The sequence below is a fragment of the Pseudomonas sp. 15A4 genome (assembly GCF_016925575.1).
Lineage (GTDB): Bacteria > Pseudomonadota > Gammaproteobacteria > Pseudomonadales > Pseudomonadaceae > Aquipseudomonas.
This window is the reverse complement of the sequence record NZ_CP068986.1, coordinates 156939-182418: the sequence shown is the minus strand read 5'-3', so window position 1 is coordinate 182418 and position 25480 is coordinate 156939. Positions and strand designations below refer to the sequence as shown.

At 58.1% G+C, this 25480-nt stretch carries 23 protein-coding genes, 1 tRNA gene and 2 pseudogenes; 14 read left to right on the top strand and 12 right to left on the bottom strand.

Annotated features, from left to right (window positions below; all coding sequences use genetic code 11):
• Window positions 1–25: 25 nt before the first annotated feature.
• Window positions 26–1426, top strand: coding sequence for a sensor domain-containing diguanylate cyclase (locus JN403_RS00800; protein WP_205484822.1), 1401 nt, complete (start codon window positions 26–28; stop codon window positions 1424–1426).
• A gap of 98 nt (window positions 1427–1524) precedes the next feature.
• Here JN403_RS00800 and JN403_RS00795 read toward each other — a convergent pair whose 3' ends face one another.
• The 5 genes from JN403_RS00795 to JN403_RS00775 all read right to left on the bottom strand — a co-directional run bounded on the left by JN403_RS00795 (window position 1525) and on the right by JN403_RS00775 (window position 5259).
• A complete protein-coding gene (locus JN403_RS00795) occupies window positions 1525–2823 on the bottom strand; it encodes an NAD(P)/FAD-dependent oxidoreductase (protein ID WP_205484821.1) in 1299 nt (432 codons plus the stop codon).
• A 63-nt stretch (window positions 2824–2886) separates the two neighbouring features.
• On the bottom strand, window positions 2887–3045 hold the full coding sequence (locus tag JN403_RS00790) for a DUF3094 family protein (RefSeq protein ID WP_205484820.1): 159 nt from the start codon (window positions 3043–3045) through the stop codon (window positions 2887–2889).
• 29 nt (window positions 3046–3074) lie between these two features.
• A complete protein-coding gene (locus JN403_RS00785; protein ID WP_122535380.1) occupies window positions 3075–3614 on the bottom strand; it encodes an MOSC domain-containing protein in 540 nt (179 codons plus the stop codon).
• Window positions 3611–4240: a DUF1780 domain-containing protein gene (locus JN403_RS00780; RefSeq protein WP_122535381.1), complete on the bottom strand. Its 630-nt coding sequence runs from the start codon at window positions 4238–4240 to the stop codon at window positions 3611–3613. The genes JN403_RS00785 and JN403_RS00780 overlap by 4 nt, the downstream gene beginning before the upstream one ends.
• A 116-nt stretch (window positions 4241–4356) precedes the next feature.
• A complete protein-coding gene (locus JN403_RS00775) occupies window positions 4357–5259 on the bottom strand; it encodes an AraC family transcriptional regulator (protein WP_205484819.1) in 903 nt (300 codons plus the stop codon).
• A gap of 347 nt (window positions 5260–5606) precedes the next feature.
• Between JN403_RS00775 and JN403_RS00770 the strand changes: the two genes are divergently transcribed.
• From JN403_RS00770 to JN403_RS00755, 4 genes are all read left to right on the top strand, one after another.
• Window positions 5607–6923 carry an MFS transporter gene (locus JN403_RS00770; RefSeq protein WP_240356921.1) on the top strand — a complete coding sequence of 439 codons (1317 nt, stop codon included), beginning with the start codon at window positions 5607–5609 and terminating at the stop codon, window positions 6921–6923.
• Between the two features lie 193 nt (window positions 6924–7116).
• Window positions 7117–7806, top strand: a complete 690-nt coding sequence (locus tag JN403_RS00765) for a fumarylacetoacetate hydrolase family protein (RefSeq protein ID WP_205484818.1) — start codon at window positions 7117–7119, stop codon at window positions 7804–7806.
• A gap of 51 nt (window positions 7807–7857) precedes the next feature.
• Entirely contained in the window at window positions 7858–8622 is a 765-nt protein-coding gene (locus JN403_RS00760; protein ID WP_205484817.1) for an SDR family oxidoreductase, read from the top strand.
• 31 nt (window positions 8623–8653) lie between these two features.
• The gene (locus tag JN403_RS00755; protein WP_205484816.1) at window positions 8654–9619 is read left to right on the top strand and encodes a 2-hydroxyacid dehydrogenase; all 966 of its coding nucleotides are present in this window, start codon (window positions 8654–8656) and stop codon (window positions 9617–9619) included.
• A 273-nt stretch (window positions 9620–9892) separates the two neighbouring features.
• Here JN403_RS00755 and JN403_RS00750 read toward each other — a convergent pair whose 3' ends face one another.
• Window positions 9893–10792: a LysR family transcriptional regulator gene (locus tag JN403_RS00750; protein ID WP_122622750.1), complete on the bottom strand. Its 900-nt coding sequence runs from the start codon at window positions 10790–10792 to the stop codon at window positions 9893–9895.
• A gap of 156 nt (window positions 10793–10948) precedes the next feature.
• Between JN403_RS00750 and JN403_RS00745 the strand changes: the two genes are divergently transcribed.
• Window positions 10949–11593, top strand: a complete 645-nt coding sequence (locus JN403_RS00745; RefSeq protein WP_122535388.1) for a hydrolase — start codon at window positions 10949–10951, stop codon at window positions 11591–11593.
• A gap of 256 nt (window positions 11594–11849) precedes the next feature.
• On the opposite strand, the gene yacG is transcribed toward JN403_RS00745, so the two are convergent.
• The 5 genes and pseudogenes from yacG to pilB form a co-directional block, all read right to left on the bottom strand.
• Window positions 11850–12053, bottom strand: coding sequence for a DNA gyrase inhibitor YacG (yacG, locus tag JN403_RS00740; protein ID WP_074888353.1), 204 nt, complete (start codon window positions 12051–12053; stop codon window positions 11850–11852).
• A complete protein-coding gene (gene coaE / locus JN403_RS00735) occupies window positions 12053–12673 on the bottom strand; it encodes a dephospho-CoA kinase (RefSeq protein ID WP_205484815.1) in 621 nt (206 codons plus the stop codon). The genes yacG and coaE overlap by 1 nt, the downstream gene beginning before the upstream one ends.
• Window positions 12670–13542, bottom strand: a complete 873-nt coding sequence (locus JN403_RS00730) for an A24 family peptidase (protein WP_205484814.1) — start codon at window positions 13540–13542, stop codon at window positions 12670–12672. Before JN403_RS00730 ends, coaE begins: the two co-directional genes overlap by 4 nt.
• Before the next feature lie 2 nt (window positions 13543–13544).
• Window positions 13545–14761 (bottom strand): annotated as a pseudogene (locus tag JN403_RS00725) (type II secretion system F family protein).
• A gap of 2 nt (window positions 14762–14763) precedes the next feature.
• A complete protein-coding gene (gene pilB / locus JN403_RS00720; RefSeq protein ID WP_205484813.1) occupies window positions 14764–16458 on the bottom strand; it encodes a type IV-A pilus assembly ATPase PilB in 1695 nt (564 codons plus the stop codon).
• Window positions 16459–16682: 224 nt separating this feature from the next.
• On the opposite strand from pilB, the gene JN403_RS25755 reads away from it, so the two are divergent.
• From JN403_RS25755 to JN403_RS00695, 5 genes are all read left to right on the top strand, one after another.
• Window positions 16683–17300: a prepilin-type N-terminal cleavage/methylation domain-containing protein gene (locus JN403_RS25755; protein ID WP_205484812.1), complete on the top strand. Its 618-nt coding sequence runs from the start codon at window positions 16683–16685 to the stop codon at window positions 17298–17300.
• On the top strand, window positions 17225–18595 hold the full coding sequence (locus tag JN403_RS00710) for an O-antigen ligase family protein (RefSeq protein WP_205487196.1): 1371 nt from the start codon (window positions 17225–17227) through the stop codon (window positions 18593–18595). The genes JN403_RS25755 and JN403_RS00710 overlap by 76 nt, the downstream gene beginning before the upstream one ends.
• Before the next feature lie 40 nt (window positions 18596–18635).
• A tRNA-Thr gene (locus JN403_RS00705) sits at window positions 18636–18711 on the top strand.
• A gap of 187 nt (window positions 18712–18898) precedes the next feature.
• Window positions 18899–19462: an oligosaccharide flippase family protein gene (locus JN403_RS00700; RefSeq protein ID WP_205484811.1), complete on the top strand. Its 564-nt coding sequence runs from the start codon at window positions 18899–18901 to the stop codon at window positions 19460–19462.
• Entirely contained in the window at window positions 19423–20133 is a 711-nt protein-coding gene (locus JN403_RS00695; RefSeq protein ID WP_205484810.1) for a polysaccharide biosynthesis C-terminal domain-containing protein, read from the top strand. Before JN403_RS00700 ends, JN403_RS00695 begins: the two co-directional genes overlap by 40 nt.
• A 308-nt stretch (window positions 20134–20441) precedes the next feature.
• Here the strand turns inward: JN403_RS00695 and nadC are convergent, their stop codons facing one another.
• Complete coding sequence (nadC, locus tag JN403_RS00690; protein WP_205484809.1) at window positions 20442–21290, bottom strand: carboxylating nicotinate-nucleotide diphosphorylase; 849 nt, start codon at window positions 21288–21290, stop codon at window positions 20442–20444.
• A 384-nt stretch (window positions 21291–21674) separates the two neighbouring features.
• Between nadC and JN403_RS00685 the strand changes: the two are divergent.
• From JN403_RS00685 to ampE, 3 genes and pseudogenes are all read left to right on the top strand, one after another.
• A pseudogene (locus JN403_RS00685) lies at window positions 21675–23914 on the top strand (DUF1631 domain-containing protein).
• Window positions 23915–24037: 123 nt separating this feature from the next.
• On the top strand, window positions 24038–24586 hold the full coding sequence (gene ampD / locus JN403_RS00680; RefSeq protein ID WP_205484808.1) for a 1,6-anhydro-N-acetylmuramyl-L-alanine amidase AmpD: 549 nt from the start codon (window positions 24038–24040) through the stop codon (window positions 24584–24586).
• Window positions 24587–24602: 16 nt separating this feature from the next.
• The gene (ampE, locus tag JN403_RS00675) at window positions 24603–25439 is read left to right on the top strand and encodes a regulatory signaling modulator protein AmpE (protein ID WP_205484807.1); all 837 of its coding nucleotides are present in this window, start codon (window positions 24603–24605) and stop codon (window positions 25437–25439) included.
• The last annotated feature ends 41 nt before the right edge of the window (window positions 25440–25480 follow it).

Genomic DNA, 25480 nt, shown 5'->3' with positions numbered 1-25480 from the left:
GCAGTCTTTCCAGGATCGGCCGTTTATGAAGTCGCCAACTCCTCCATTCGAGCAACAGCGACTTGAAGCGCTGCATCTTCTCGAAGTTCTCGACACTCCTCCCGAGGTCGCACTAGACCGGATCACGCGTCTGGTGGCGCAAGTGCTGAACGTGCCGATCGCCCTGATATCGCTGGTGGATCAGGACCGTCAGTGGTTCAAGTCCCGAGTAGGGCTTGAAGCGACAGAGTTGCCGCGGGAGCTCGCTTTCTGTGCGCACGCGATCCTTGAGGCCACCGAGCTTGTGGTGCCCGATGCCGTCGAAGACGCGCGTTTCTGCGACAACCAACTGGTCACAGGCGATCCCCATATCCGTTTTTATGCTGGCGTACCCATACGCACCAGCCAGGGCTTTGCCGTGGGCACGCTTTGCGCCATTGACGCGCAGCCCAGAATCCTCACCCCAGACGAGCTGTCCATCCTCCACGACCTGGCCGAGATCGTCAGCCGGGAAATGCAGCTGCGGGAAAACCTGATGCTGACGCGGATTCAGAAGAATCGCTCCGAGGCCTTGTTTCAGGCCAGTGAGGCGGGGTATCGCTCAATGTTCGAGCTGGCCTCGGTAGGCATTGCCCTGGTCGCGCCCGACGGTGGCTGGATCAGCGTCAATGCTGCGCTGTGCGATGTCCTTGGCTACGCGCCCGATGAGCTCAAGCACCTGACGTTTCAGGACATCACCCACGCTGAGGACCTGGACAGTGACCTTGAGATGCTCCACCAGCTGAGTGTCGGTGAAATCAACAGCTACCAGATGGAAAAGCGTTACCTGCGCAAAGATGGCAGAGCGGTTTGGGTCAATCTGAGCGTCACGAAGAAGCTGTCCGAAGCAGGAGAGCTGGAATATTTCATTTCGATCATCCAGAACATTCAGGCGCGCAAGGAGCTAGAGCAGGAGGCCCGACATGACTCCTTGACCGGTCTGCACAATCGCCGCGCGCTGGACTCGCTGTTGCCGATCGCTCAGGCGCGGGCGGATCGCTCCAGATTGCAAATGGCGCTGATGTTCATTGACCTGGATGGGTTCAAAGTCATCAACGACAGTTACGGGCACGATGCCGGTGATGATCTGCTGCGCGCTATCGCCACACGTTTGCAGAGCTGCATCCGCAGGACCGACAGCCTGGTGCGGCTGGCCGGTGACGAATTTATCGTGATTCTCGAAGGCATCACGCCGGGCGTGGAAGAGGCGCGGGAAGTGGCTCAGAAACTCCTCACGGCGATTGCTCAGCCCCTCACGATCAAGGGCGATGTCATTCGCAGCAACGCCAGCATCGGCTTCTCCATGTATGAACCCGGCTCGGGCAAGGCCCCTGACGAACTGATGCGCGAAGCCGACCGCTGGATGTACAGGGCCAAGCATCTGGGCAAAGGGCGGGTGATGCCGTAACGGGCGCGCATTCTCGCGCCCGCCAGGTAAGGCAGGTGTCTGGAATGAGGGAGGATGAGGCCCGCCGCATTGGCGCAGCGGGCCTGCAGGACTCAGCCTTAGTGCAGCTTCATCCGTGGTTCGGTGCCGCGACCGATCCGGCTGCCCAGCATGAGCATCAGCGTGCGGAACATGCCGTAGAGCGCCATCTGGTGCATGCGGTACAGTGAGACGTAGAACATCCGCGCCAGCCAGCCTTCGAGCATGACGCTGCCGGTCAGGTTGCCCATCAGATTGCCGACCGCCGAGAACTTCGACAGCGAGATCAGCGAGCCGTAGTCCTTGTAGCGGTACTCGGGCAGCGTGCCGTCGTCGATGCGCAGCTTCAGCGACTTCACCAGCAACGATGCCTGCTGATGCGCCGCTTGCGCGCGGGGCGGCACGTTGCGATCCGTGCCTTTTTGCGGGCACGCAGCGCAGTCACCGAAAGCGAAGATATTGTCGTCGCGGGTCGTCTGCAGCGTTGGACGCACCTGTAGCTGATTGATGCGATTGGTCTCAAGACCGGCGATGCCCTCCAGAAACGCCGGAGCGCGGATGCCTGCCGCCCAGACTTTCAGCGTCGCAGGAATCACCTGGCCTGTTGCGGTCACCAGGCCTTCAGCCGTCACTTCGCTGACCGCCGAATTGGTCAGCACCGTGACGCCCAATTTCTCCAGCGTCTTGTGCACCGGGCCGCCAATACGTTCCGGCAGTGCCGGCAGGACGCGCGGTCCGGCCTCAATCACCGTAATGCGCAGGTTTTCCGGTTTGATCTGGCCCAGCCCGTACGCCGCCAGTTCGTGCGCGGCGTTGTGCAGCTCTGCGGCCAGCTCGACACCGGTCGCACCGGCACCGACGATGGCGACGTTGATCTCTTCGGCCACATCCGTTTGGCTGGCGTGGGCGCGCAGGTAGCGATTGAGCAATTGTTGATGAAAGCGCTCGGCTTGCTTGCGGGTGTCGAGGAACAGGCAGTGCTCCGCCGCACCTTTGGTGCCGAAGTCGTTGGTCGTGCTGCCGACGGAAATCACCAGGGAGTCGTAATCCAGGCTGCGCGCCGGGACCAGCTCATTGCCGTTTTCGTCGAGAGTCTCGGCCAGGTGAATCTGCTTGTTCTCCCGATCCAGCCCGGTCATGCGGCCCATCTGAAACTGAAAGTGGTTCCACTTGGCTTGCGCCACGTAGTTCAGCTCGTCCTCGTAAGAGTTGAGCGAGCCGGCGGCCACTTCGTGCAGCAGCGGTTTCCAGATGTGGGTCAGGTTGGCGTCGACCAGCGTGACGCTGGCGGTGCCTTTCTTGCCCAGGGTTTTACCCAGACGGGTAGCCAGCTCCAGACCGCCAGCGCCTCCGCCGACAATCACAATACGATGGGTCATGGGGATATCTCATAAGGCTTAAGGAATTCTGTGTCAGCGCAATCCGCGCGAGCGCAAGGCAGCTCATAGCGGCGGATCGCTCAGTAAACGGCTCAAAGGGCCCTGTCCGAGCACCATTACAAGGAGCAGCCAACGCCAAAAGGGTCGGCGCTCGACTTGGGCGGGGGCTCGAATGTACGCTTCGACACGCGCGGTGTCGGCAGGTTTCAGGGAGCTGATCATTTGAGGCTCTTTATCACTGTCGATCCGGATCAGGAGACCGCGCTGTTGGCTGCGTTAAAGTCCTGGACGCTCGGTTCGATCGGCTCGATACACAAAACGTCGTCCAGACGCACGATGCCGCTTTGTATCACCCGCGCGGTAATTCCGCCATGGCCACGGACGGCCTGAAAAATGCCATGGCCCAGGCGCTGCTCAAGGCGTGCGCAGGGTTGGCACCAGCCCGTTGTTTCGAAGATCGCCTGGCCGATGCGGAAGCGCCGGTTCTTCAGGCTGAACAGGTTGATGCCGCTGATCACGATGTTGCGCCGCAGATCCTGTGGCAACACCGGGTTGTCCTCGGCCCGGCCCATCAGCGAGCTGACCACGGCGAAATGCTCCCACTGGATTAGCGTCACCTGTCGGGCATTGCGCGGCCCCGGGCGGGCGTGATCGCCGGTCAGGCCTGCTTCGCGGCGCGCTTCCACGGCTTCCAGCTCAACCATTTCGCCTCGGGATTCGGGGCGCACGCCGATCCAGCGCACACGCCCGCGCTGGGGCACATCGGCGATCAATTCCTGCAACGGGCTCATAAACTGATTCCTACATCAAACACCACGCTGCGGCCCAGATTGGTCCGCAGAAAATCCGGGGCATCCGGATGGGCGAACAATACCCGGGCGAAGGTCGGCCCGACCAGCGAGAGTGATCGCCAGCCTTGGCGCAAATATTCGGTGGGCGGCGGAAAGTGGCTGTTCAGGTCGAGGACTTCACGCTTGAGGCTGGCGAAGGCGATGATGTCCAGCTCCCCCAAATCCAGCCCCCGCTCTGTGTAGTTGTGGGCCTTTTTGCGCAACGTGGGTGCCAGGCGCCGGAGCAATTCGGCAGCGGGAATGCGCTTGGGTTTGGCTTCCCGGCGCACCAGTTGGCTAAGGGAAAACGCGCTGCGCCGACGTTGCAGTTCTTCGCGCCACTCATCGTTGAGCCGACGACCTTCATCCAGAACAAAGAACACTTCAAAACATGCATCGCGAAACAGCACGTCCGGCGGCTCTTGCCCGGCAGGCAGGAAGTCGTCGGTGCGATGGGGAATGTTCAGGCCCTGCAGCAACCGTTCACACACCCAACGCTCGCGCTCCCACTTGCGCGCATTGGACAGAAACGCATTGGCTTGCTCGGCCTGGATCGTCAAAAGACGCAGATAATCGGAGTCATCCATGGCGCCAAGCTTAACGCTCCGGAGGCGAGAAGAAACATGGGGGCCGAGATAAAGTTGGCCGGGGAGGCGCTGATCCATTTAAGGAGCTGCCCGGTGCATGAGCAGGGTCTGGCAGGCTACACATCCCGCTGCTTCCTGAACTGCCCCGGCGGCATGCCGTGGGCGTGGCGGAAACGCCGCGAGAAATACGCCTCGTCGGCGAAACCACATAACCGCGCCACTTCCCCCACCGGCTTGCTGCCGTTAAGCAGCAGCGTGCGCGCCAGGTGCATGCGCCGTTCCAGCACCAGCTCGCTGAAGGTCTTGCCGACTTCCTTGCGCAGCCAATGGGTCAGGTAGTTGGGCGACAGAAACGCGGCCGAGGCGGCTTTTTTCAGGCTCAGGTCCGGGTCGTCGAGGTTCTTGCGCACGTACTCCGACATCCGCGCCAGCGCGTCGCGGCGGCTGCGCTCGGCGGCATTGTCGTCGGCCAGCAGCTTGATCGGCTCAGCGTACAACTGGCAGATCGTGCCGATCAGTTGCAGCAGGCACCCTTTGAGAATCTCCCGCGATCCAAACTGCCGGTTCGCGTCCAGCTCACGCATGCGGCCCAGCAAATGCTTGATCTCGGCAAAATCAGCGGCGCCCAGCGTGAAATCCAGGTGCTCCTGAAAACGAAACGGCGACAGCTCCGGGGCGAGGGCGATCGCCACGTCTTCGAGGTCCAGCGGGTCGCATTGCAACTGGGGCAGGAGGAAATTCTGGGCAAAATTGATCAGCAGGAAATTGCCTTCCGGTGGATGCGGAATGAGGTGCAATTTATGCGGGAGGATGAACGCCAGTGTGTTGCGTGGGAAGGGCCGTACCACACCGCCGATGTGCTGCACGGTGTCGCCGCCGAGGTTGATCTGAATCTGAAAATACTCGTGGCGATGAGGCGCGGTTTCTGCCTTGCCCTCGGTCTTGCCGCGGATGTAAAAATCCGGCCGCTCACTGCGCTGCTGCATGCCGTAGGTGGGGACGCGATTGATGGAATCCATCGAGTGCTCCTCGTGTTGTGTTTCTTATTGTCGGTCGTCGTATGACTAAATCCAAACATTTGCTTACGGACGTGGCGAGTCGATTTGTCCAAGAATACTTTTACCGCTCGCCCTCAGCGGACTGCTCTAGCGCAGGCGTTTTCGTGCGCATTCGATCGTTCGGTGCTGTTTTAACACGCGGGCAGTTTTTGGACAATTCATTACGGGCGGCTGTTGAAATCCAAAAACGTTCTAAGCATCGGCTTGTTTAAAACCGGTCGTACGATAAGTTGGGGGCGCGCTTCATCACTCGATACCAATAAAAACAATGAGGAATTCTCATGTCGAGCAACCCTGATATTCAGGCGATGGATGCTGTCGTGGCCGCTCCAGTCACCGCCGCTCCCGCCCGCCCGATGACCCACCGCCGCTGGTTCATGCTGTCGCTGCTGCTGATCGCCACGATCATCAACTACGTCGACCGCGTGAACATCTCCATCGCTGCACCTTTCATGGCCAAAGACCTCGGTCTGGACAAGGTCGAGATGGGCCTGATCTTCTCCGCCTTCGCCTGGACATACGCCTTCGCCCTGGTGCCCGCCGGTTTCATCGCCGACCGGTTCGGTTCGCGCTTCACCTACGGTGCTTCACTTATCTCGTGGTCCGCGGTAACGGTATGCCAAGGCATGGCAGGCGGTTTCGCTTCGCTGTTCGGCTTGCGTCTGGCCATTGGCGCAATGGAAGCACCGGCCTTTCCGGCCAACAGCCGCGCAGTCACGGTCTGGTTTCCGGCGCGGGAACGCGGCATGGCCAGCAGCATCTATGTGTGCGGGCAGTATCTGGGCACGGCGCTGTTCACCGGTTTGTTGCTGTGGCTCGCCACGACCTATGACTGGCGCCACGTGTTTTACAGCACCGGCATCATCGGCATCGTCTTCGGGATTGCCTGGCTGTACCTGTATCGCGACCCGATGAACTGCAAGAAAGTCAGCAAGGAAGAACTGGCTTACATCGAAGACGGCGGCGGCCTGGTCAAAAGCAGTCAGGAACGAAACAAATTCAAGTGGGCGCAAATTGCCGAGCTGCTGAAATACCGTCAGGTCTGGGCCATCTGCCTAGGCAAGTTCGCCAGCACCTCGGCGCTGTACTTTTTCCTGACCTGGTTCCCGACCTACCTGATTGAAGAGCGGCATCTGACCATGGTCAAAGTCGGCATCTTCGCAGTGCTGCCGTTCATTGGCGCCACGGTCGGCGTGCTGCTGGCAGGCTTCATCGCCGACTGGATGATCCGTCGCGGTTACTCGCTGTCCTTCTCCCGCAAGCTGCCACTGGTGGTGGGTTCGGCGCTCGGCATGTCGATCATGCTGGTCAACTTCACCGACTCCAATGAAGTCTGCATCGCGCTGCTCACAATCGCCTTTTTCGCACAGGGCATCGCGTCATCGTCCTGGGCAGCCGTGTCGGAAATCGCCCCCAAGGAACTGATCGGCCTGACCGGGGGCATCACCAGTCTGGCGGCCAACATCGGCGGCATCGTCACGCCGATTGTTATCGGGCAGATCCTGCATGTCACCGGCAACTTCGCGTGGGCGTTCTGGTTCATCGGCGGGGTCGCGTGTATCGGCACGCTGTCTTATTCACTGTTGCTCGGCCGCATTTATCGCATCGAGCTAAAGGCCCGGTAACCGCTCAAGAATGTGTGTGTGAACTTATGCCGTACTGGGCAGAGGCGTATGCAAATACGCCTTTTTTAATGCCCGCGGTATTGAGTTTTTTAGTCCAGCGCAAACACGGTTTTGTCCAACTTTCCCGTCGGTTGATCCCGTAGTCTGAACTGCATCTGGCGGGATTGAGCGTCTTTCGGTGATAAGGAATTTCATGAGCAACTTTGTATTTGAACCGCCCCGAGTCAGCAGCTTGCCGGTGCATGGCAGCGAGGCGCGGTTCCCCGTTGGCCGGGTGTTTTGCCTGGGTCGCAATTACCTGTGGGGCGATGCTGCCACTGCTGCTCGCGAGGTTCCGGCGTTCTTCATGAAACCGGCGACATCGGTTGTGGACGCAGTGGGCGAGGTCGCGTTTCCGACCCAGACCAACCAGTTTTGCCACGAGATCGAACTGGTCGTTGCCATCGGCAAGGACGGTTTTGAGATAGACGCCGAACATGCGCTGGACCACGTCTGGGGATACGCCGCCGGGCTCGACCTGACCCGCCGTGATCTGCAAATGGCGGCCAAGGCGGTGGGCAATCCATGGGAGCCGGCGAAGGCGTTCGACGGCTCGGCGCCGATCACGCCCATCCGCCCGGCAGGCCGTGACGGCCATGCGCAACAAGGCGCCATCTGGCTGAGCGTCAACGGCGTCGAGCGTCAGCGTTCCGACCTTGAGGGCCAGATCTGGTCGGTGAGCGAAGTCATCAGCCAGCTATCCCATTCCGTCACATTGCGCGCCGGCGACCTGATCATGACCGGCACGCCGCCCGGCGTTGCCGCGCTCGAAGCGGGCGACGTGATCAATGGCGGCATCGACGGCGTCGGCGAATTTGAAGTGAGGGTGGGTGAGCGCCGCTGAGCAATTCATCCACTACAGCCGCATTTTTGATGAGCAACAAGGAGAACAATAATGACTGATCAATCCGTTTCGAAAATTGCCCTGGTCACCGGCGCGGGCAGTGGCATCGGCCGCTCCGTCGCGTTAGGCCTGCTGGAAGATGGATTCAAAGTAGTGGTGACCGGGCGCCGTATCGAGCCGCTTGAAGAGCTGATGGCGCAGGCCCGCGAGCAGGGCGGGGAAGCGTTGGCGGTGTCGTGCGACGTACGTGATCCGGCAAGTGTTGACCACCTGTTCGCCACCATCGAGGAGGTGTATGGCCGCCTCGATCTGGTGTTCAACAACGCCGGCGTCAACGCCCCTGCTGTGCCGATGGACGAGCTGCCCATCGAGAAGTGGCTGAGCGTGATCGACACCAACTTGACGGGCGTTTTCCTGTGCAGCCGCGGCGCGTTTGGCCTGATGCGCAAACAGTCGCCCCAGGGTGGCCGGATCATCAACAACGGTTCGATCTCCGCCCACGTGCCACGGCCGTTCACCGCGCCCTACACCGCCAGCAAGCACGCAGTGTTGGGCTTGACCAAGAGCCTGGCGCTGGATGGTCGCGAGTTCAACATCGCCTGCAGCCAGATCGACATCGGCAACGCGCTGACCGAGCTGTCGGTGCGCATGACCAAAGGCGTGCGTCAGGCCAATGGCTCGACAGCGGTCGAGCCGATGATCGACGTCAAGCACATCGCCGACGCCGTGCGTTACATCGCTTCACTGCCGCTGTCGGCCAACGTGCTGAACATGACCGTCATGGCCACCAACATGCCCTTCGTGGGCCGTGGTTGATCCGTCCGAATTCGAGATAAGCGAGATACCGATGAAACCTGAAATCCTCCAGCTGAGCCCGATCCTGATCCCTGACATCAACGCGCGGCTGAACGAGCGCTACACCGTTCGCCCGTATTTCCAGCAGGCCGACAAGGCTGCTTACCTGCGCGAGCACGGCGCCAATATCCGCGGCGTGGTCACCGGCGGCCACACCGGTATCACCCGTGAAGTGATGGAACAGTTGCCGAAGGTCGAAATCATCGCGGTCAACGGCGTTGGCACCGACGCGATTGATCTGGCCTACGCGCGGGACCGTGGCATTCGTGTCTCGGCGACCATCGGCGCGCTGACCGAGGATGTCGCCGACCTTGCCATCGGTCTGCTGATTTCAGCCTGTCGCGGGCTGTGCACGGGCGACCGATATGTACGCTCCGGCGCATGGACCAAGACCGCGACGCCGCTGGTGCCGCTGCCACTGGCGCGTCAATTCAGCGGCATGCGCATCGGCATCGTCGGCATGGGCCGGGTAGGGCGGGCCGTCGCCACGCGAGCCGCTGCGTTCGGCTGCCCGATCAGCTATACCGACCTCAACGCCATGGGCGACGTGCCTTACACCTTCGTCAGCGATCTGGTCGAACTTGCCGCGCAAAGTGATGCGCTGATCGTGGCGGCAGCCGCCGACAAAGCCAAAGGCATCATCAACGCCAAGGTGCTGGAAGCACTGGGCGCGCAAGGATTCCTGATTAACGTGGCGCGCGGCAGTCTGGTCAATGAGCCGGACCTTGTTGCAGCGCTGGAAGCTGGCTCGATTGCGGGCGCGGGGCTCGATGTATTCGCCGATGAGCCCCACGTGCCGGAGGTCTTGTTCGCCTTGGAAACCGTTGTTCTGCAACCCCACCGCGCCAGCGCCACCGTGCAAACCCGGACGCGGATGGGCGAGATGGTGTTAGCGAGCCTGGCGGATGGGCTCGCAGGGAAGGTGCCGGGGGGAGTGTGGTTTGAAGGGCTTGATTGACTGAGCTGAAGCGCTTTGCTTGCAAAGCCGGTATTCCAGCCGCCATAGATGCAGCGGATGTTCCTGCCTCTTCGCGAGCAAGCTCGCTCCCACATGATCGGCGCCGTATCAGGAATTCCGGGCTGATCAAGGACCTGTGGGACACGCCACGGTTTCGGGCGGTAACACAGCCCCTGTGGGAGTGAGCTTGCTCACGAAGACGGTATTCCAGCCGCTGAAGATTTAGCGGATGTACTGGCCTGTGTAACGAGCACGCTCCCCCAACGGCTGCTGTCAAAACGCCCCGGACTCAACCGACAGCTCAGCCACCAGAAAATCAATGAACGCCCGGGTCTTCATCGGCACCCGACGGGATGAGGGGTACACGGCGTTCACCGTAATCGCCGGCGCTTCCCAATCGCACAGCACCGGTACCAGCCGCCCGTCCGCCACCGCGCGCTCGATGATGAAATTGGGCAGCAACGCGATGCCCATTCCCGCGACTGCAGCCTGCGCCAGAATGTCCCCGTTGTTGGCGTGCAACGGCCCGCTCACCGTCACCCGCTGTGTTTCCTTGCCGTTGCATAACTGCAGGCTCACGCCGCTCTGCAAATACCCGTAACTCAGGCACTTATGGTGTGCCAAATCCTTGGGCGTTTGCGGCGTGCCTTCGCGAGCCAGATAGTCGGGCGAGGCCACCATGATCCTCGGCGCCGGGGCCAGCGAGCGCGCGATCATCGACGAGTCCGGCAGGCTGGCGATCCGAATCGTCACGTCAAAGCCGCCTTTGACCGGATCCACCTGCTGATCGCTCAGCACAACCTGCAGCTCGACGTTCGGGTGCAACTCGTTGAAGCGCGGAATCAGCGGCCCCAGACGACTCAGTCCAAACGACATCGGCGCATTGACCCGCAACACGCCGCGTATTTCACCCATCCCGGTCCGCGCCCGTTGTTCGGCTTCGTCCAGCGAGGCGATGACATCCCGACACGCGTCGTAGTACTCGGCGCCTGCTTCTGTCAGATGCAGGCTGCGCGTGGTGCGCTGCAACAGCTGCACACCGATGGCTTCTTCCAGCGCCTGAATCTGCTTGCTGATTTTCGAGCGCGGCACGTCCAGTGCGCGGGCCGCTGCGGCAAAGCCATTGGCGCCCACGGTGGCGACAAACGCGCGCATGCATTCGATACGATCCATGATCGTTCCTGATTTGGAAACAATGAGTCCCGATTCTATGGGATTGTTCCTTAGTCGGCCAGCCCGTAAATTCACTCCCAAGCCAGCCAACACGCTTAACCAGCGCAGCGGCTAACCCACAAAGAACTCACTGCTGACCATTTAAGGAATCTACCCATGTCCATTCGCGAACTGCTGAACCCAACCAACGCTGCCCTGATCCTTATCGACCACCAGCCGCAAATGGCTTTCGGTGTTCAATCGATCGATCGCCAGACCTTGAAGAACAACACTGTTGGCCTGGCCAAGGCCGCCAAGATCTTCAACGTGCCGACGATCTACACTTCGGTCGAAACCAAAAGCTTCAGCGGTTTCATCTGGCCTGAACTGCTGGCGGTGTTCCCGGATCAGCAGCCGATCGAGCGCACGTCGATGAACTCGTGGGAAGACAAGAAACTGGTGGAAGCGGTCAAAGCGACCGGTCGCAAGAAGCTGATCATCGCCGCGTTGTGGACCGAGGTCTGCCTGAACTTCCCGACGCTGGACGCACTGGCTGAAGGCTACGAGGTGTACATCGTCACTGACGCTTCCGGCGGCACGACCAAGGAAGCCCACGACATGTCGGTTCAACGGATGATTCAGGCAGGCGCCGTGCCGGTCACCTGGCAGCAGGTTCTGCTCGAATTCCAGCGCGACTGGGCACACAAGGAAACCTACGAAGCGGTGATGGAGTTGGTCCTGGAGCACAGCGGCGCATACGGCATGGGCGTCGATTACGCCTACACCATGGTCCACGGCGCGCCGCAGCGTAAATTGGGCTAAAACGCTCGGCCAAAAAAGCTTCGCGATCCAGGTCGTGAAGCTTTTTTGGTTTCCGGGGGTGTCTCGTTCATGTGGGAGTGAGCTTGCTCACGAAGACGGCATTAGAACTGCTGGATATCTAGCGGATGTACCGGCTTCTTCGCGAGCAAGCTCGCTCCCACAAATTGTTGTCGATCTCGGCGCTCATTCTTGTCGACGGGATACGCTCGGCTTTGGGAGATGTGCGTTGTTCGCCCAGTGTGGCTGCCAAGTTTGATCAGTGCTGACGAGGGTCGAGGTCACCTGAAAACAGCTCGTCTTCCGCATCCGGCGCCACCGGAATCGCATGTTCTTCCGACGCCCAGGCGCCCAGGTCGATCAGCTTGCAACGGTCCGAGCAGAACGGCCGGAATTTACTCTCCGGTGTCCATTCCACGGGCGCTCCGCAGGTTGGGCAATCGACGGTCATTGGTTGGCTCATCATTGGCCTCCACGCAAAGTTAAATAAAAGTGATGCAGACGCTCGACTTCGCTTTTCAGCCAGGCCGGGTCACGGTCATTGACGATCACATCATCGGCCCGACTCAAGCGCTCATCGCGACTGGCCTGCGCCTTTAGAATCGCCCGCACCTGTTCTTCGTTAGTCTTGTCGCGCAACACCGTACGCTCGATCTGCACCGATTCCGGCACATCAATGACCAACACCCGCCGCACCATCTGGTGCTGAGAAGTCTCCAGCAACAGCGGCGACACCAGAATCGCGTAAGCCGATTCGGCGCGCGCCAGATACTGCCGGATTTCCTCGCGGATCAGCGGATGCAGCAGGCTTTCGAGCCAGACCCGCTGTTGCGGATCCTTGAAAATCAGCTCGCGCAACGCCGAGCGATTCAGCGTGCCATCGGCCTGCAACACGCTCGGGCCGAAGTGCTCGGCAATCTGCGCCAAGGCAGGACGCCCGGGTTCGACAACCCAACGAGCGGCGTGATCGGCGTCCACCAAATGCACGCCGAGATCGACGAAGCACTGAGCCGCCGCACTCTTGCCGCTGCCGATGCCACCGGTGAGGCCCAGAATCCAGGGTTTTGACGCAGGAGAAGTCATCTGAAGCCGGCGATCTGCAAATACGAGGTGGTTATTTGATCACCCCAGAGCAAAGCGATCCACCCCGCGAGGGCCAGATAAGGACCGAAGGGGATCGGCGTGCTGGTTTCGACATTGCGCAAGCGCAACAGAATCAGGCCCAACACCGCTCCGACAATCGACGACAGCAGAATCGTCAGCGGCAGAATCTGCCAGCCGCCCCACGCGCCGAGCATCGCCAGCAATTTGAAATCGCCATAACCCATGCCTTCCTTGCCCGTGATCAGCTTGAACAGCCAGAACACACACCACAACACCAGATACCCCGCGACCGCGCCCCACAGCGCATCGGTCAGCGACGTGAACAGCCCGAACGCATTCACGATCAGGCCCAGCCACAGCAGCGGCAACACAATCGCGTCCGGCAGAAGCTGGTGGTCGGCATCGATCAGACTCATCGACAGCAAGCCCCACGTCAGCACCAGCATCGCCCCAGCCTGCCAGCCGAAACCGAAATGCCAGGCGATGAAGGCCGAGAGTAACCCGCACGCCAGTTCAACGAGGGGGTAGCGCTTGCTGATGGGCGCTTTGCACTGTGAGCATCTGCCGCCGAGGCACAGATAACTCACGACCGGAATGTTCTCCCACGCACGGATTTTGTGTGAGCAGTGCGGGCAGCGGGAGTGGGGGAGGATGAGGTTGAAGGTTTCTGATTGCGGCTCGGCGGGGAGGTCGAGCATTTCCCGGGACTGGATTTTCCAGTCGCGGATCATCATCAGCGGTAATCGGTAGATCACGACGTTTAGGAAGCTGCCGACGAGTAGGCCGAGGATGAGGGTGCAAAGAACGAAGGCCAGCGGGGAGCTGGCCAGGAGATCGAGGAGGGGCATGGTTAGACGACGTTTCCGAGCTGGAAGATTGGAAGATACATGGCAATGACCAGCCCGCCAACGATGACACCGAGGAACGCCATGATCATCGGCTCCATGAGGCTGGTCAGGCTGTCGACCATGTTGTCTACCTCATCCTCGTAGTAGGTCGCGACCTTATCAAGCATCGAATCGAGTGCGCCGGACTCTTCCCCAATTGCGGTCATCTGAATGGCCAGCATCGGAAAAACACCCGTGCTCCGCATGGAGAAGTTGAGCTGCATTCCAGTGGAGACGTCTTGTTTTACTTTGTTGACCGCGTTTCTGAAGACGACGTTGCCGGTCGCACCTGCCACAGAATCTAACGCTTCTACCAGCGGGACGCCGGCGGCGAAGGTTGTGGAAAGTGTGCGAGCGTATCGAGCCACAGCAGATTTGTACAAAAGGGGGCCGATAATAGGGACTTTCAGCAGCGCCCGATCAATCCAGTTTCGGAATTTTTCTGACTTTTTATGGGCATTTTTGAACGCCAGCACTACTGCGACGAGGCCGATAAGAAACATGTACCAATAGCTTTGTAGTGCCTCAGACAGGCCGATCACCATTAGGGTGAATGTTGGAAGCTTTGCGTTGAATCCAGCAAAAACGGATTGGAATTGTGGAACTACTTTAATCAGTAGTATTGAACTGACGATGAGGGCGACGATCACTACCGCGATCGGATAGGTCATTGCCTTTTTGATCTTCGCCTTGAGGTATTCGGTTTTTTCTTTATATGTTGCCACGCGCTCAAGAAGCGCTTCTAGGGCGCCAGCCTGCTCGCCAGCATCTACCAAGCTGCAGTAGAGATCGTCGAAATACTTAGGTTTCTGCCGTAGAGAAGCTGCAAAACTATGACCTGCGGCAACTTCTTGCTTTATGTCATCTACCAGCTTGCGCATGTTCGGGTTGTCAGAGCCCTCGCTAATAATGTCGAAGGACTGGAGCAGAGGCACGCCCGCTTTCATCATTGTCGCCATTTGGCGACTGAAAAAGCGATGTCCAAGGGTTTGATTTTTTTGCCAGAACCGAAAATGGAAACCGGTTTTTTCCTGACCTTGGTGGGGTTGATGCCTTGCTTGCGCAGCTGCGCTTTAACCAGTGCCTGATTATGTCCGTTGACCTCTCCCTTCTGTTTCACGCCTTTTTTATCGATACCTTCCCAGGTGTAAACGCTGACTTTTACTGCTTTGGTTGCCATGCTTAATCCTTGGTCACCCGGTTGATTTCTTCAAGGCTTGTAACCCCTTGCATCGCCTTGACTAGGCCGGATGTACGCAGGTCGTTGAAGCCGTCCTTACGCATTTGCTCCGAAATTTCTATGGAGTTACCTTCTTCCATAATGATGCGCTCCAAGGCAGGAGTGCTTTTCACGACCTCGTAAATACCAACACGGCCTTTGTAGCCAGCATTGCAGTGTTCGCAGCCCACAGGAGAGTAAAGCTTGAATGAGCCGATTTGCGCCTCCGGGAAACCTTCTGCAACCAATGTCTCGCGTGGGATGTCGACTTCTTGCTTGCAGAGTGGGCACAGCTTCCGTGCGAGGCGCTGCGCAATAATCAGGTTAATCGCAGTGGCAATGTTGAATGCCGCAACGCCCATGTGGTGCAACCGGGTAAGTGTTTCAGCGGCACTATTAGTGTGAAGTGTGGAGAGCACCATATGCCCCGTCTGGGAGGCCTTAATGGCAATTTCCGCAGTCTCCAGATCTCGAATTTCCCCGACCATGATTACATCGGGATCCTGGCGCAGGAAAGCACGAAGCGCTTGAGAGAAATCCATACCTTGCCGTGGATTGACGTTGACCTGGTTGATACCTTCTAGGTTGATTTCAACCGGATCCTCTGCTGTTGAGATGTTGATGTCGACCGTATTCAGTATGTTCAAACCGGTATAGAGGGAAACCGTTTTGCCAGAGCCTGTTGGACCAGTGACTAAGATCATTCCTTGCGGCTTGCTTAACGCTTCCAGATAAAGTGCCTTCTGCTCGGGCTCGTAACCCAGCGCGTCGATACCCATCTGGGCACTCGTTGGGTCAAGCAATCGCATAACGATTTTCTCGCCCCAGAGCGTAGGCAGCGTGTTGACACGAAAATCGATGGCGCGATTTTTGGAAATGCGCAGCTTTATCCTGCCGTCCTGAGGCCTGCGACGTTCAGAAATATCCAGGCTTGCCATCACTTTTAGTCGCGCGGCTATTCGGCCGGCTAAGTGAATCGGTGGCTTTGCCACCTCATGGAGAATGCCGTCCGTGCGTAGTCTCACGCGAAAGATTTTTTCGTAGGGTTCGAAATGCAGGTCGGAAGAGCCCAATCGGATGGCATCCATCAACATCTTGTTTACGAAGCGGACCACCGGAGCGTCATCAGCGTCCTGACCGGCGATGGATGACTCCTTGCTCTCATCGACCGTTTCGATTTCAAGGCCCAGATCCACATCAGCTAAATCGCCCATGCCAGCGTGGCTGTCGAAAAACTTTTCGATTGCTGCGGTGAGCTTGTCATCCTCCACCAAGATAGCTTCAGTGGTAAGGCCAGTGCTGAACTGGATATCGGTGATGGCTTGATGATTAGTGGGGTCAGAAATACCCACAAACAGCTTATTGCCGCGACGCCACAGGGGCAGCGCCGAGTGTTGGCGAATAAGTCTTTCGCTCACAAGGCCTCGCGGCTGGCTGTCCTTATCAAGGTTTGTGAGATCCATAAACGGGATCCCGAACTGATCAGATGCCACTTCTGCAAGCGTCAGGCTTCTGACCAGCTTGCTCTGCACCAAGTAGCTAACCAGTGAGACTTTGTTCTGGCGAGCCTGAAGATAAGCCTGCTGCGCAGCTTTTTCATCCAGGAGCTCAGCGACAACGAGCTGTTTGGCCAAACCCGTAAGCACGACATCAGTCATTAAAACCACCACACACAGACAGTCATTGGTTTATATCGCAGTCAGGCTTTGCTGCCAAACACTCACCAACGGGGTGACCAAATTTGTCACTTTATGCTGATCACGCGTGACATCCCTACCGAGGCTCGATTCGACACGGTTTTACAGCAGGGTTAACGAATTGGCACGGCATATGCGTGGGTGGATGAGACGCGACACCAAATTGACGAACGGAGATGTACGTTATGCAATCACAGAAGGGCTTTACCCTCATTGAACTGATGATCGTGGTAGCGATCATCGGTATTTTGGCGGCGGTGGCGTTGCCGGCCTATCAGAACTACACAATGCGCGCACGTTATACAGAGGTCACCTCCGTGGCTGATGGTTATAAAACGGCCGTCGCTATGTGCATTTCCTCGCTGAACGGGCGAACCGGCTGCACCGCTGGAACCAATGATATTCCGGCAACCGTTGCTACTCCTTACGTTGCAAGCGTGGGTGTTACAGACGGCGTTATTACAGTAACTCCTAGCGGAGCCGGCAGCATCCCGACCGGAGCGACCTACTCGCTGACGCCGGTTATTGCTAATGGTGCTACAACCTGGACCGTTGGGGGGCTGCCTTACTTCTACTCCTGTCCTTTGCAAAGCGGCTGGCTCTTGATTTTAGATGGTCGAAGAGAGGCGCTGAAAGGCGCCTTTTTTATGAGCAGTGTTTTCCTTGGTAGTGGGGTGTCATGTTTTCTGAAAGATCAGCGCAACCTAGGCCTTATTTTTATTTTTTCATGGTCCTATATTTTTTTCCTACCGTGTTCACGCCGATATCCGGGAACGATTGGCAGCGTGTTGCACAGGCGATAGTGGCACTGTTGTGCTGCTTTGCTCTGGTCTCAAGTGGAAGGCACAAGTCGCGTGCGTTTTTGGATAAACCGACGGTAAGTCTAGGTGCGGTCGTGTTAGGCCTCGCTCTGTTATCAATCTGGAGGTCTCATCAGCCTCAGTGGGCATTGGTTGAGCTCGCTGTGTTACTAAGCAGTTGCTGCATAGTCAGTGCGTTCGCGCTTGAGCGCGCCCGCTTTGGATTGGGTCTGGACCGGATACTGATTTCATTTGTGTTGTTCTTATGCGCGGTGAAGAGTTTGCAGTTCATTTCTGCCCTCGCAGCAGCGCTTTTTAGTGACATAGGGACCCTCGACTCGACTCTGCTGTTTGAGGGGTTTTCCAATCGACGGTTTTACGGGCAATTTCAAACCTTCACATTGCCGCTACTAGCGCTGCCACTCTTGTTAGCCGCGACAAAGCCTTCCATCAAATTCGGGGTATTTCTGCTTCTCGGGTCCTGGTGGATGATGGCTATCGCGGGCGGATCCCGTGGTACTTGGCTAGGAATGGCATGCGCTGCAATATTCATTTTTTGCTGCTGCGGGGCCGGCGGTCGACGTTGGTTCAGATGGCAAATCACCGCAGCAGTAACCGGGCTAGCTCTGTTTTTATTTTTTTTCAGCTTTCTCCCTGGCTACATGAATGTTGAGGTCACGAATTTTGCAGGCGACCGGCTAAACACCTCATTATCCGCGCGTGAAATAATCTGGCAGCAAGCGTGGGAAATGATAAAAGCGCGCCCTCTGCTCGGCTTTGGCCCCATGCACTTCGCGGACATCCACAACCAGGTTGCGGCGCATCCTCACCAAATTTTTTTGCAATGGGCATGTGAGTGGGGCATCCCCTCAACACTTTTAGTGACGGGGCTCGTGGCGCGGGGATTGCTTGCCACTTTGCAGTTGATCAGGAAACGAAGCGCGTCGATTGGGTCTGTCGATATATTAAGAATTTGCCTTTTTGGGAGTCTGCTGGGCGCACTGACGCAGGCTATGGTGGACGGCGTAATAGTGATGCCTTACTCCCAACTTTGGATGGCGCTTATTGTGGGTTGGCTGATGGGTATCCATGAGTGGTCCTCTCCGAAGTCGGCTAACGTGGTATTTCGCTGGTGTTGGAGCGCCATACTGATTCTCGCAGTAGGCTTGCTCATATACACGGTGTTCCGAGACTTTCCCGACCTTGACAGGCGTGAAGATCAATACGGTCGTGATTTCGGTGGAATCCTGCAGCCACGGTTTTGGCAGCAAGGAGTGATTGCAGAATCGCCGCCCTAGCTTGCCGGAACCAAGGGCGCCTGCTAATTTTCCATCAGAAGCCGAAATAGCTCAGTCGGTAGAGCAGCGCACTCGTAACGCGAAGGTCGTAGGTTCGATTCCTATTTTCGGCACCATCTCTCATCAGCGGTCACGCTGAAGCTTAAAGCTCCACAAGTAACAACCTGAGCATCACTACGGTCTCGCGACCCTCCTGCGCAGTTATAAAGAAGGTCGGTCCGTGTTACCTCTATCAAATAGCTCCATTTCTCTCATCTGTCCGACTCTCCAGCGTCACAGTTCCTGCCAGAAGGCGTATTCGCAATGGAGCTAGCACCGAGAGCAGCATTCATCAAGCAGGTTGCGCCGCTGGCAATGCAGTGGGGCGTGACGGCTTACTCCGCGGCGGTTTCACTGGGCCTTTCGGTCCTGTTCGCGCGTAGTATGGGGTCAAGCTCTTTTGGGCATTACACCTACATCTATGTGCTGGTGACCGTTCTTGTACTGATGCAGGACGCAGGGTTCAACGTTCTTCTGATGCGGGAGCGTGCGTCGCCATCAACTGCTCTAAGCACACGCTATTCAGAACTGCCAAGTACTGCGCTGATGCACCTGCTGGTAACCACTTCAGTTTTCATGTTGCTGGCCGGCGCATTGCACCTCTGGATAGACGGGCCTGCCCTCATGGCCGGCATCTTCTGCTTCGCCATGATCACTCTCACTCAATGGCAGTCCTCTTGGTTTAAAGGAGCAGGAAATTTTGAGCGAGATGCTCAATTCCTTTTTATGGCAGGACTGTTAGTGCCTTGCTTGTACTTGGGTCGGTGCTCATCGCTGGCGCTGATCCAGTGTCGATTTTTCTCGCATGGGGGCTTGGCCTCGGCCTGACACTCGCGTGTCACTTCAAGCACTTCCCAACGTTGCGCCGTATTGAGTGGAAGGTGCCGGTTTGGGCTTATCGCAGTTCGGTCAGTTTCTTCGCGGTCGGCCTCGCTTCCACTCTCTATCATCACATCGACATCGTTATTCTTCGGCACTTGTTGGGGGAAGTGCCTGCTATTGGTCAATATGCGGTAGCGACGAGGATTCAAGACGGCCTGATGGCGCTAGCTACGCCAGTGGCTTTGATGCTATTTCGCAGAATGAGAATACTGGCGGTAGATGGCGCCGAGGGAAGCCGGTTCAGCCGAAATTCGGTGGTCGGAGCGGCGTTTGTCGGTTTGGTTTTGGCGGTGGGCGGATGGATACTTGGCCCTTGGGTGGTAGGCCTCTTGTTCGGAGGCGATTACTCAGATGGGGGTAACACCGTAATTCGCCTGCTGTTCGCCGGACTGATTTTTGCGCTTCCAAACTATGTGATGGAGCAGCATGCCATCGCCACCCAGCAGGAACGATGGTTTGCGAAGAGCTTAATTATTGCCGTTATGGTGAACGTCGCACTGAACTTCATATTGATTCCGGCCATGGGCGTTGATGGCGCGGCCCTTGCGACTGTGCTGACTGAGCTATGCCTTTGCACTGCGCTTTGCGTGAAGCTGCGCCGTACCTTGTTTAGTTGATTTATTTAAGGCCGACGAAGTCATACCTTAAAATGCACAGTGCCCTGTGAAACAGGGCACTGAGGGTCACAAAGCGATCAACAAATCCCCGGCGGAATTCCGTCCTTATTGAAATCCTTCAACCGCTCCTTCTCTTCTTCAGTGGAGTGAGCTGGAACGTCTTCTTCAGGTTCGACAGGTTGCTTCTCGTCAGCCATCGTCATTTCCTCATCCGTCTAATTACCAATTCGATCTCAGGGATCTCAAGCCCATAACAAGCAGAGCCCGAGCATCCGTGGCAGTTCAACCTTTAAGACGCTGCCACAACCTCAGAGACTCAAGCGCATCGACAAATCCACCGCCTTCACATCCTTGGTCAGCGCCCCAATTGAAATGTAATCAACGCCAGTCTCAGCAATAGTGCGCAAAGTCGCGTCCGTCACACCACCACTAGCTTCCAGCTTGGCGCGACCCGCCGTGAGGCGCACGGCTTCGCGCATGTCGTCCAGGCTCAGTTCATCAAGCATGATGATGTCGGCGCCGCCATCGAGGGCTTGTTTGAGTTCGTCGAGGCTTTCCACTTCGATTTCCACAGGCTTGCCCGGCGCGATTTTGTGCGCGGCGGTGATGGCTTCGGCGATGCCGCCACACGCAGCGATGTGGTTTTCTTTGATCAGGAAGGCGTCGAACAAGCCGATGCGGTGGTTGTGGCAGCCGCCGCAGGTGACCGCGTATTTCTGCGCCATTCTCAGGCCCGGAAGGGTTTTGCGGGTGTCGAGCAGTTTGACCTGAGTGTCCGCGACCCTGTCGGCATAATACTGCGCGCGGGTGGCGACGCCTGACAGCAGCTGCAGGAAGTTGAGCGCGCTGCGTTCGCCCGTCAGCAAGGAGCGGGCGGGGCCTTCAAGATGGAACAGCGCCTGATTGGGCTGCACGCGATCACCGTCAACGACCTGCCAATGCACGGCCACTCGCGGGTCAAGCTGACGGAAAACCCCATCGACCCATGCTGTACCGGCAATCACCGCTGCGTCGCGGGAGATCACCGTGGCCTTCGCCAGTCGCTCCGCCGGAATCAACTGCGCGGTGATGTCGCCACTGCCCACATCCTCCAGCAACGCACGACGCACGTTGGCTTCGATTTCAGCAGCGAGGGCATCAAGACGTAGGTTTGGCATAACGAGCTCCACGGACTAAGTGCGCCGAGTATATGGCAGACGGGTGTACCAACCTACGTACGCCAAGTGTCCAGTCGGATGCATTAGATGCACTTTGTCGGTTTTTTCCTCGGTTATGCGACAGATTGCGATTTCCATGGTCTATCCCTGCACATGTCCCTTCGCCGCCTTCTATCATTCCAATAAAGGCGAAGAGTTCGCTGGCGAGCGACCCGGTTTTACTCGATACTTTCGCCTTGTTTTTGACGTCATGGTGCTGACGTCAGCCTGCAACATCCCCAGGGATAAAATTTTGAGATCCGTTCGAATGGAGTCGAGTCTTCATTCGCTGCGGGGTGTAACTGTTGTCTGAGCAGTTGTGTCGACGGTGTGAAGGAGTCCTTGATGCAGAACGACGGTAACAAAGTGGTGCCCTTGAAGGCAGGTGCGGATCATTCGGGATCCTCGCCTGTTGCTCGGCTGCCCGTCGTTTTGCTTCAGGTTCGTGACCGGGCGGCGCAGCAGCTCAAGGAAAGCCTGCAGACGCTTTTCGATAATGCTGACGACACGCTTTTCGAAATGGCCGACCGTGCTCACAACAACACTGAGCAGAACATTTTTTCGAAGCCATGCGCGACTTGCGCCTTAAGCGTAAAAGCATCGAGCGCAATTTCCTCGACAAATTCTTTGAAGCGTTTCTGCGCCTGGGTCAGTACGAAGTTTCTGAGCCCCCGATTCCCGAGCCTGTCTCTTACGACAAGCTTGCGTTGGTCCATAACGATGATCTCGAACGCACCGTGGCGGTTGATGCCATGGTGGTCAAGGTCATGAGTCGCGATGGTATCGCCCTGGGTCAGCTGACCACGCGTTTGAACGTACTCATCCCCCAGCCGTTGACCGACGAGACCAATCCGTTGGGGCCGACGCTCCTGTGCGACTATTTCCTGCAGGCCGGGCGCAGTCTCGGCGTTGAAATCAAGGTAAAGCTGATCATTCTCAAGCTGTTTGAGAAATACGCCTTGAGCAACGCTGATCAGCTTTATGAGGAAGCCAACCAGTTGCTGATTTCCGCAGGTGTATTGCCGGAACTTAAGGCATTGCCGTCCCGCCGCTCCACCGATCGTATCGCCAGCGTGCCGCCTTCGAGCGAAGCCGTGCGCGCCGACAACGCCGCGATTCTTCAGGCGACGGAAAGCCTCGATAAAAGCGTGCAAGACGTGTTTTCAGCGCTGCAGGAGTTGCTGGTGCATGTGCGTGGAAATCTGACGCCGCGCCCCGATTCGGTGACTGAGGCGCGTCCGATTTCAAGCCAGGACTTGCTGCGTCTGCTGTCCCACTTGCAGCAGTACGTCCCGAAAGTCGAAGACAGCGACGACTTCGACCTCCGCGCCCAGCTTGAGCAGTTGATCAGCCGGGTGAGCGCGAGAAGCGGCAAGTTTCGCGTCGTCGGCACGATGGATGAGGACGTTATCAACCTCATCTCGATGCTCTTCGAATTTATCCTCGACGACCGCAATCTGCCAAGTTCGCTGCGCGCGCTGATCGGCCGTTTGCAGATTCCGATGCTCAAGGTCGCGGTCATCGACAAGAGTTTCTTCAGCCGCGGCAGCCACCCTGCGCGCCGGCTGCTGAACGAAATCGCGTCAGCGGCGCTTGGCTGGGGCGGTCGCGACGACACCCAGCGCGACTCGCTTTATGCCCGCATCGATCAGATCGTCCAGCGTCTGCTCCACGATTTCGTCGATGATCCGGCGATCTTCACGGAATTACTGGTGGATTTTCTGGCGTTCACCAGCGATGAGCGCCGCCGCAGTGAGCTGCTCGAGCAGCGTACCCGTGACGCTGAACAAGGCCGCGCGTTGGCAGAGTTGGCACGTCAGCGTGTGCAGCAGGCGCTCAACGATCGCCTGCTTGGCAAGACGCTGCCGCAGGTGGTTGTTCGCCTGTTGCAGGAGGCGTGGAGCAAGGTGTTGTTACTCACATGCCTGAAGCACGGCGATCAGTCGGCTGAATGGGCGTCAGGCCTTCAGGCAATGGACGATTTGATCTGGAGCGTCGAGCCCCATGACGAGCCGGATGCCCGACAGCGTTTGCTTGAAGTGGTACCTGGGCTGCTGAAATCCCTGCGCGACGGCCTGAGCAGTGCGGCTTTTGATCCGTTTGCCACCAGTGAATTCTTCAGCCAGCTCGAAGTGCTTCACGTCCAGGCGTTCAGCCATGTGCCGCGGACGCCAAAAGGCGACGCGGAAGGCGATCAGCCCCAGGCTGCTGACGGCCCGACGATGATGGCGGTGGTCGAGGAGATCGTGCTCGTTGGGCCCGGCGAGCAAATCCAGAACGAACCGTCGATGCAGCTTCCTGCCGATGACGAAGGCTTGATGCAGGTCGAAAAGCTTCGTCTTGGCAGTTGGGTCGAGATCCACGAGGACGAATCCCACAAGCTGCGCTGCAAGCTGGCGGCGATCGTTGAGCCGAGCGGGCGCTACGTGTTCGTCAATCGCACTGGCATGAAGGTGCTTGAGAAAACCCGGATGGGCCTTGCGGTGGAATTCCGTCGCGGCACGATTCGTGTTCTCGACGACGCTCTGCTGTTCGACCGCGCACTGGAGTCGGTACTGGGCAATCTGCGCAAGCTCAAGGGCTAAGCCCCGATCGGTCCTACGACTTCCGACTGCGAATCTGTGCGCCTTCTGCGTAGATTCGCCATCCACATCCTTTCCTGTCGCGGGCATACTGCGCGCTGTCGTTTTACGCCCTAAGGACTTCCCATGCATCTGGACCCTGCCACCGGCTGGTGCCACGGCGCGCAGCAATGCCCTTCACCCAATTTCAATGCCCGGCCGGAAAACGAAATCTCGTTGCTGGTGATCCACAACATCAGTCTGCCACCCGCGCAGTTCAAGACCGGCAAGGTCCAGGCGTTTTTCCAGAACCGGCTGGACGTCACAGAACACCCCTATTTTGAAGGCATCGCCGAGCTGCGGGTGTCTGCGCACTTTCTGATTGAGCGCGACGGGGAGGTGACGCAATTCGTGTCGTGTCTGGATCGTGCCTGGCATGCAGGTGTGTCAGTCTTTGAGGGTCGCGAGACGTGCAATGATTTTTCCATTGGCGTCGAGCTGGAAGGCACTGATGCTCAACCTTTCACCGACGCGCAATATGAGGCGTTGGTCGACTTGACCCGCCAGCTGCAAGCGGCGTGGCCGACGATCACGACGCAACGCATATGCGGTCACAGCGATATCGCGCCGGGGCGCAAGACCGATCCGGGTCCGTGTTTTGACTGGGCGCGGTTTCGTGCCGCCCTGGACGTTTGAAAATGAGGAACAGCTGATGAGTTTTCTGGTTTTGCTGCTGGCGGTCTGGATCGAGAAGTTCTCGGCCCTGCGCAGACGTATCCAGCACGATGGGCCATGGCTCAATCAATTGAGTCGGCTGGAATCCAACCCGCGCTCGGCCAAACGGCCGTGGTGGATTCTGATGGTGACGGTTGTGCTGCCTTTGGTGGTCCTGGCCCTGATACTGGTCATTGTCGGCTCAGTGGCCTATGGCTGGCTGGCGCTGCCGATCCATTTGCTGGTGCTGATTTATAGCCTGGGCCGTGGCGACGTCAAAGCCACCCTTGGCTCGTTTCGAGACGCTTGCCGTCGCGGCGATCAGGAAGCGGCAGTGCTGGTTGCCGAACGTGATCTGGGCGTTCAGGCCGAGAATGAAGAACAGCTCTTGGGCGGCGCTCAAACGTATTTGCTGTGGCAGATCTATCAGGGCTTTTTCGCGGTGATTTTCTGGTATTTCGTGCTCGGCCCGGTTGCCGCGTTGGCGTACCGCCTGCTGGCGCTTGCCTCGGAGCACGGCAAGACACCAGCGCTGGTTGATCGCGCGACCCAGGCAAGGCATGCCTTTGATTGGGTGCCCGTGCGTTTGCTGGCGGCCAGCTTCGCACTGGTCGGAAACTTCGTTGCGGTTAGCCGCGTTATGCTCAGCGAATTGCTGAACTGGAACATCAGTGCCTCGCGGCTGATCAGCAAAGTCGGCTGCGTCGCTGGCGAGGTTCCGGCGCCCGTGGTGGGCGTCGAGGGCGTCAACAGTCTGGACGTATTGTGGGAATTGCTCATCCGCTCGGCCATCGTTTGGTACGTCGGCTTTGCGCTGATCACGTTATTCGTTTGATCGTCGGGAGCCGGCAACCCGGCTCCTGCATGCCCTTGTTC

Coding starts and splice junctions, on each gene's coding strand:
- pilB (WP_205484813.1), bottom strand. CDS start 16,458: ATGACTGATGTCGTGCTTACGGGTTTGGCCAAACAGCTCGTTGTCGCT.
- JN403_RS00770 (WP_240356921.1), top strand. CDS start 5,607: ATGGATGCTGTCGTGGCCGCTCCAGTCACCGCCGCTCCCGCCCGCCCG.
- JN403_RS00800 (WP_205484822.1), top strand. CDS start 26: ATGAAGTCGCCAACTCCTCCATTCGAGCAACAGCGACTTGAAGCGCTG.
- JN403_RS00780 (WP_122535381.1), bottom strand. CDS start 4,240: ATGGATGACTCCGATTATCTGCGTCTTTTGACGATCCAGGCCGAGCAA.
- JN403_RS00765 (WP_205484818.1), top strand. CDS start 7,117: ATGAGCAACTTTGTATTTGAACCGCCCCGAGTCAGCAGCTTGCCGGTG.
- ampD (WP_205484808.1), top strand. CDS start 24,038: ATGCATCTGGACCCTGCCACCGGCTGGTGCCACGGCGCGCAGCAATGC.
- coaE (WP_205484815.1), bottom strand. CDS start 12,673: ATGACTTCTCCTGCGTCAAAACCCTGGATTCTGGGCCTCACCGGTGGC.
- JN403_RS25755 (WP_205484812.1), top strand. CDS start 16,683: ATGCAATCACAGAAGGGCTTTACCCTCATTGAACTGATGATCGTGGTA.
- yacG (WP_074888353.1), bottom strand. CDS start 12,053: ATGAGCCAACCAATGACCGTCGATTGCCCAACCTGCGGAGCGCCCGTG.
- JN403_RS00710 (WP_205487196.1), top strand. CDS start 17,225: ATGGTCCTATATTTTTTTCCTACCGTGTTCACGCCGATATCCGGGAAC.
- nadC (WP_205484809.1), bottom strand. CDS start 21,290: ATGCCAAACCTACGTCTTGATGCCCTCGCTGCTGAAATCGAAGCCAAC.
- ampE (WP_205484807.1), top strand. CDS start 24,603: ATGAGTTTTCTGGTTTTGCTGCTGGCGGTCTGGATCGAGAAGTTCTCG.
- JN403_RS00760 (WP_205484817.1), top strand. CDS start 7,858: ATGACTGATCAATCCGTTTCGAAAATTGCCCTGGTCACCGGCGCGGGC.
- JN403_RS00775 (WP_205484819.1), bottom strand. CDS start 5,259: ATGGATTCCATCAATCGCGTCCCCACCTACGGCATGCAGCAGCGCAGT.
- JN403_RS00790 (WP_205484820.1), bottom strand. CDS start 3,045: ATGATCAGCTCCCTGAAACCTGCCGACACCGCGCGTGTCGAAGCGTAC.
- JN403_RS00730 (WP_205484814.1), bottom strand. CDS start 13,542: ATGCCCCTCCTCGATCTCCTGGCCAGCTCCCCGCTGGCCTTCGTTCTT.
- JN403_RS00755 (WP_205484816.1), top strand. CDS start 8,654: ATGAAACCTGAAATCCTCCAGCTGAGCCCGATCCTGATCCCTGACATC.
- JN403_RS00795 (WP_205484821.1), bottom strand. CDS start 2,823: ATGACCCATCGTATTGTGATTGTCGGCGGAGGCGCTGGCGGTCTGGAG.
- JN403_RS00750 (WP_122622750.1), bottom strand. CDS start 10,792: ATGGATCGTATCGAATGCATGCGCGCGTTTGTCGCCACCGTGGGCGCC.
- JN403_RS00785 (WP_122535380.1), bottom strand. CDS start 3,614: ATGAGCCCGTTGCAGGAATTGATCGCCGATGTGCCCCAGCGCGGGCGT.
- JN403_RS00745 (WP_122535388.1), top strand. CDS start 10,949: ATGTCCATTCGCGAACTGCTGAACCCAACCAACGCTGCCCTGATCCTT.
- JN403_RS00700 (WP_205484811.1), top strand. CDS start 18,899: ATGGAGCTAGCACCGAGAGCAGCATTCATCAAGCAGGTTGCGCCGCTG.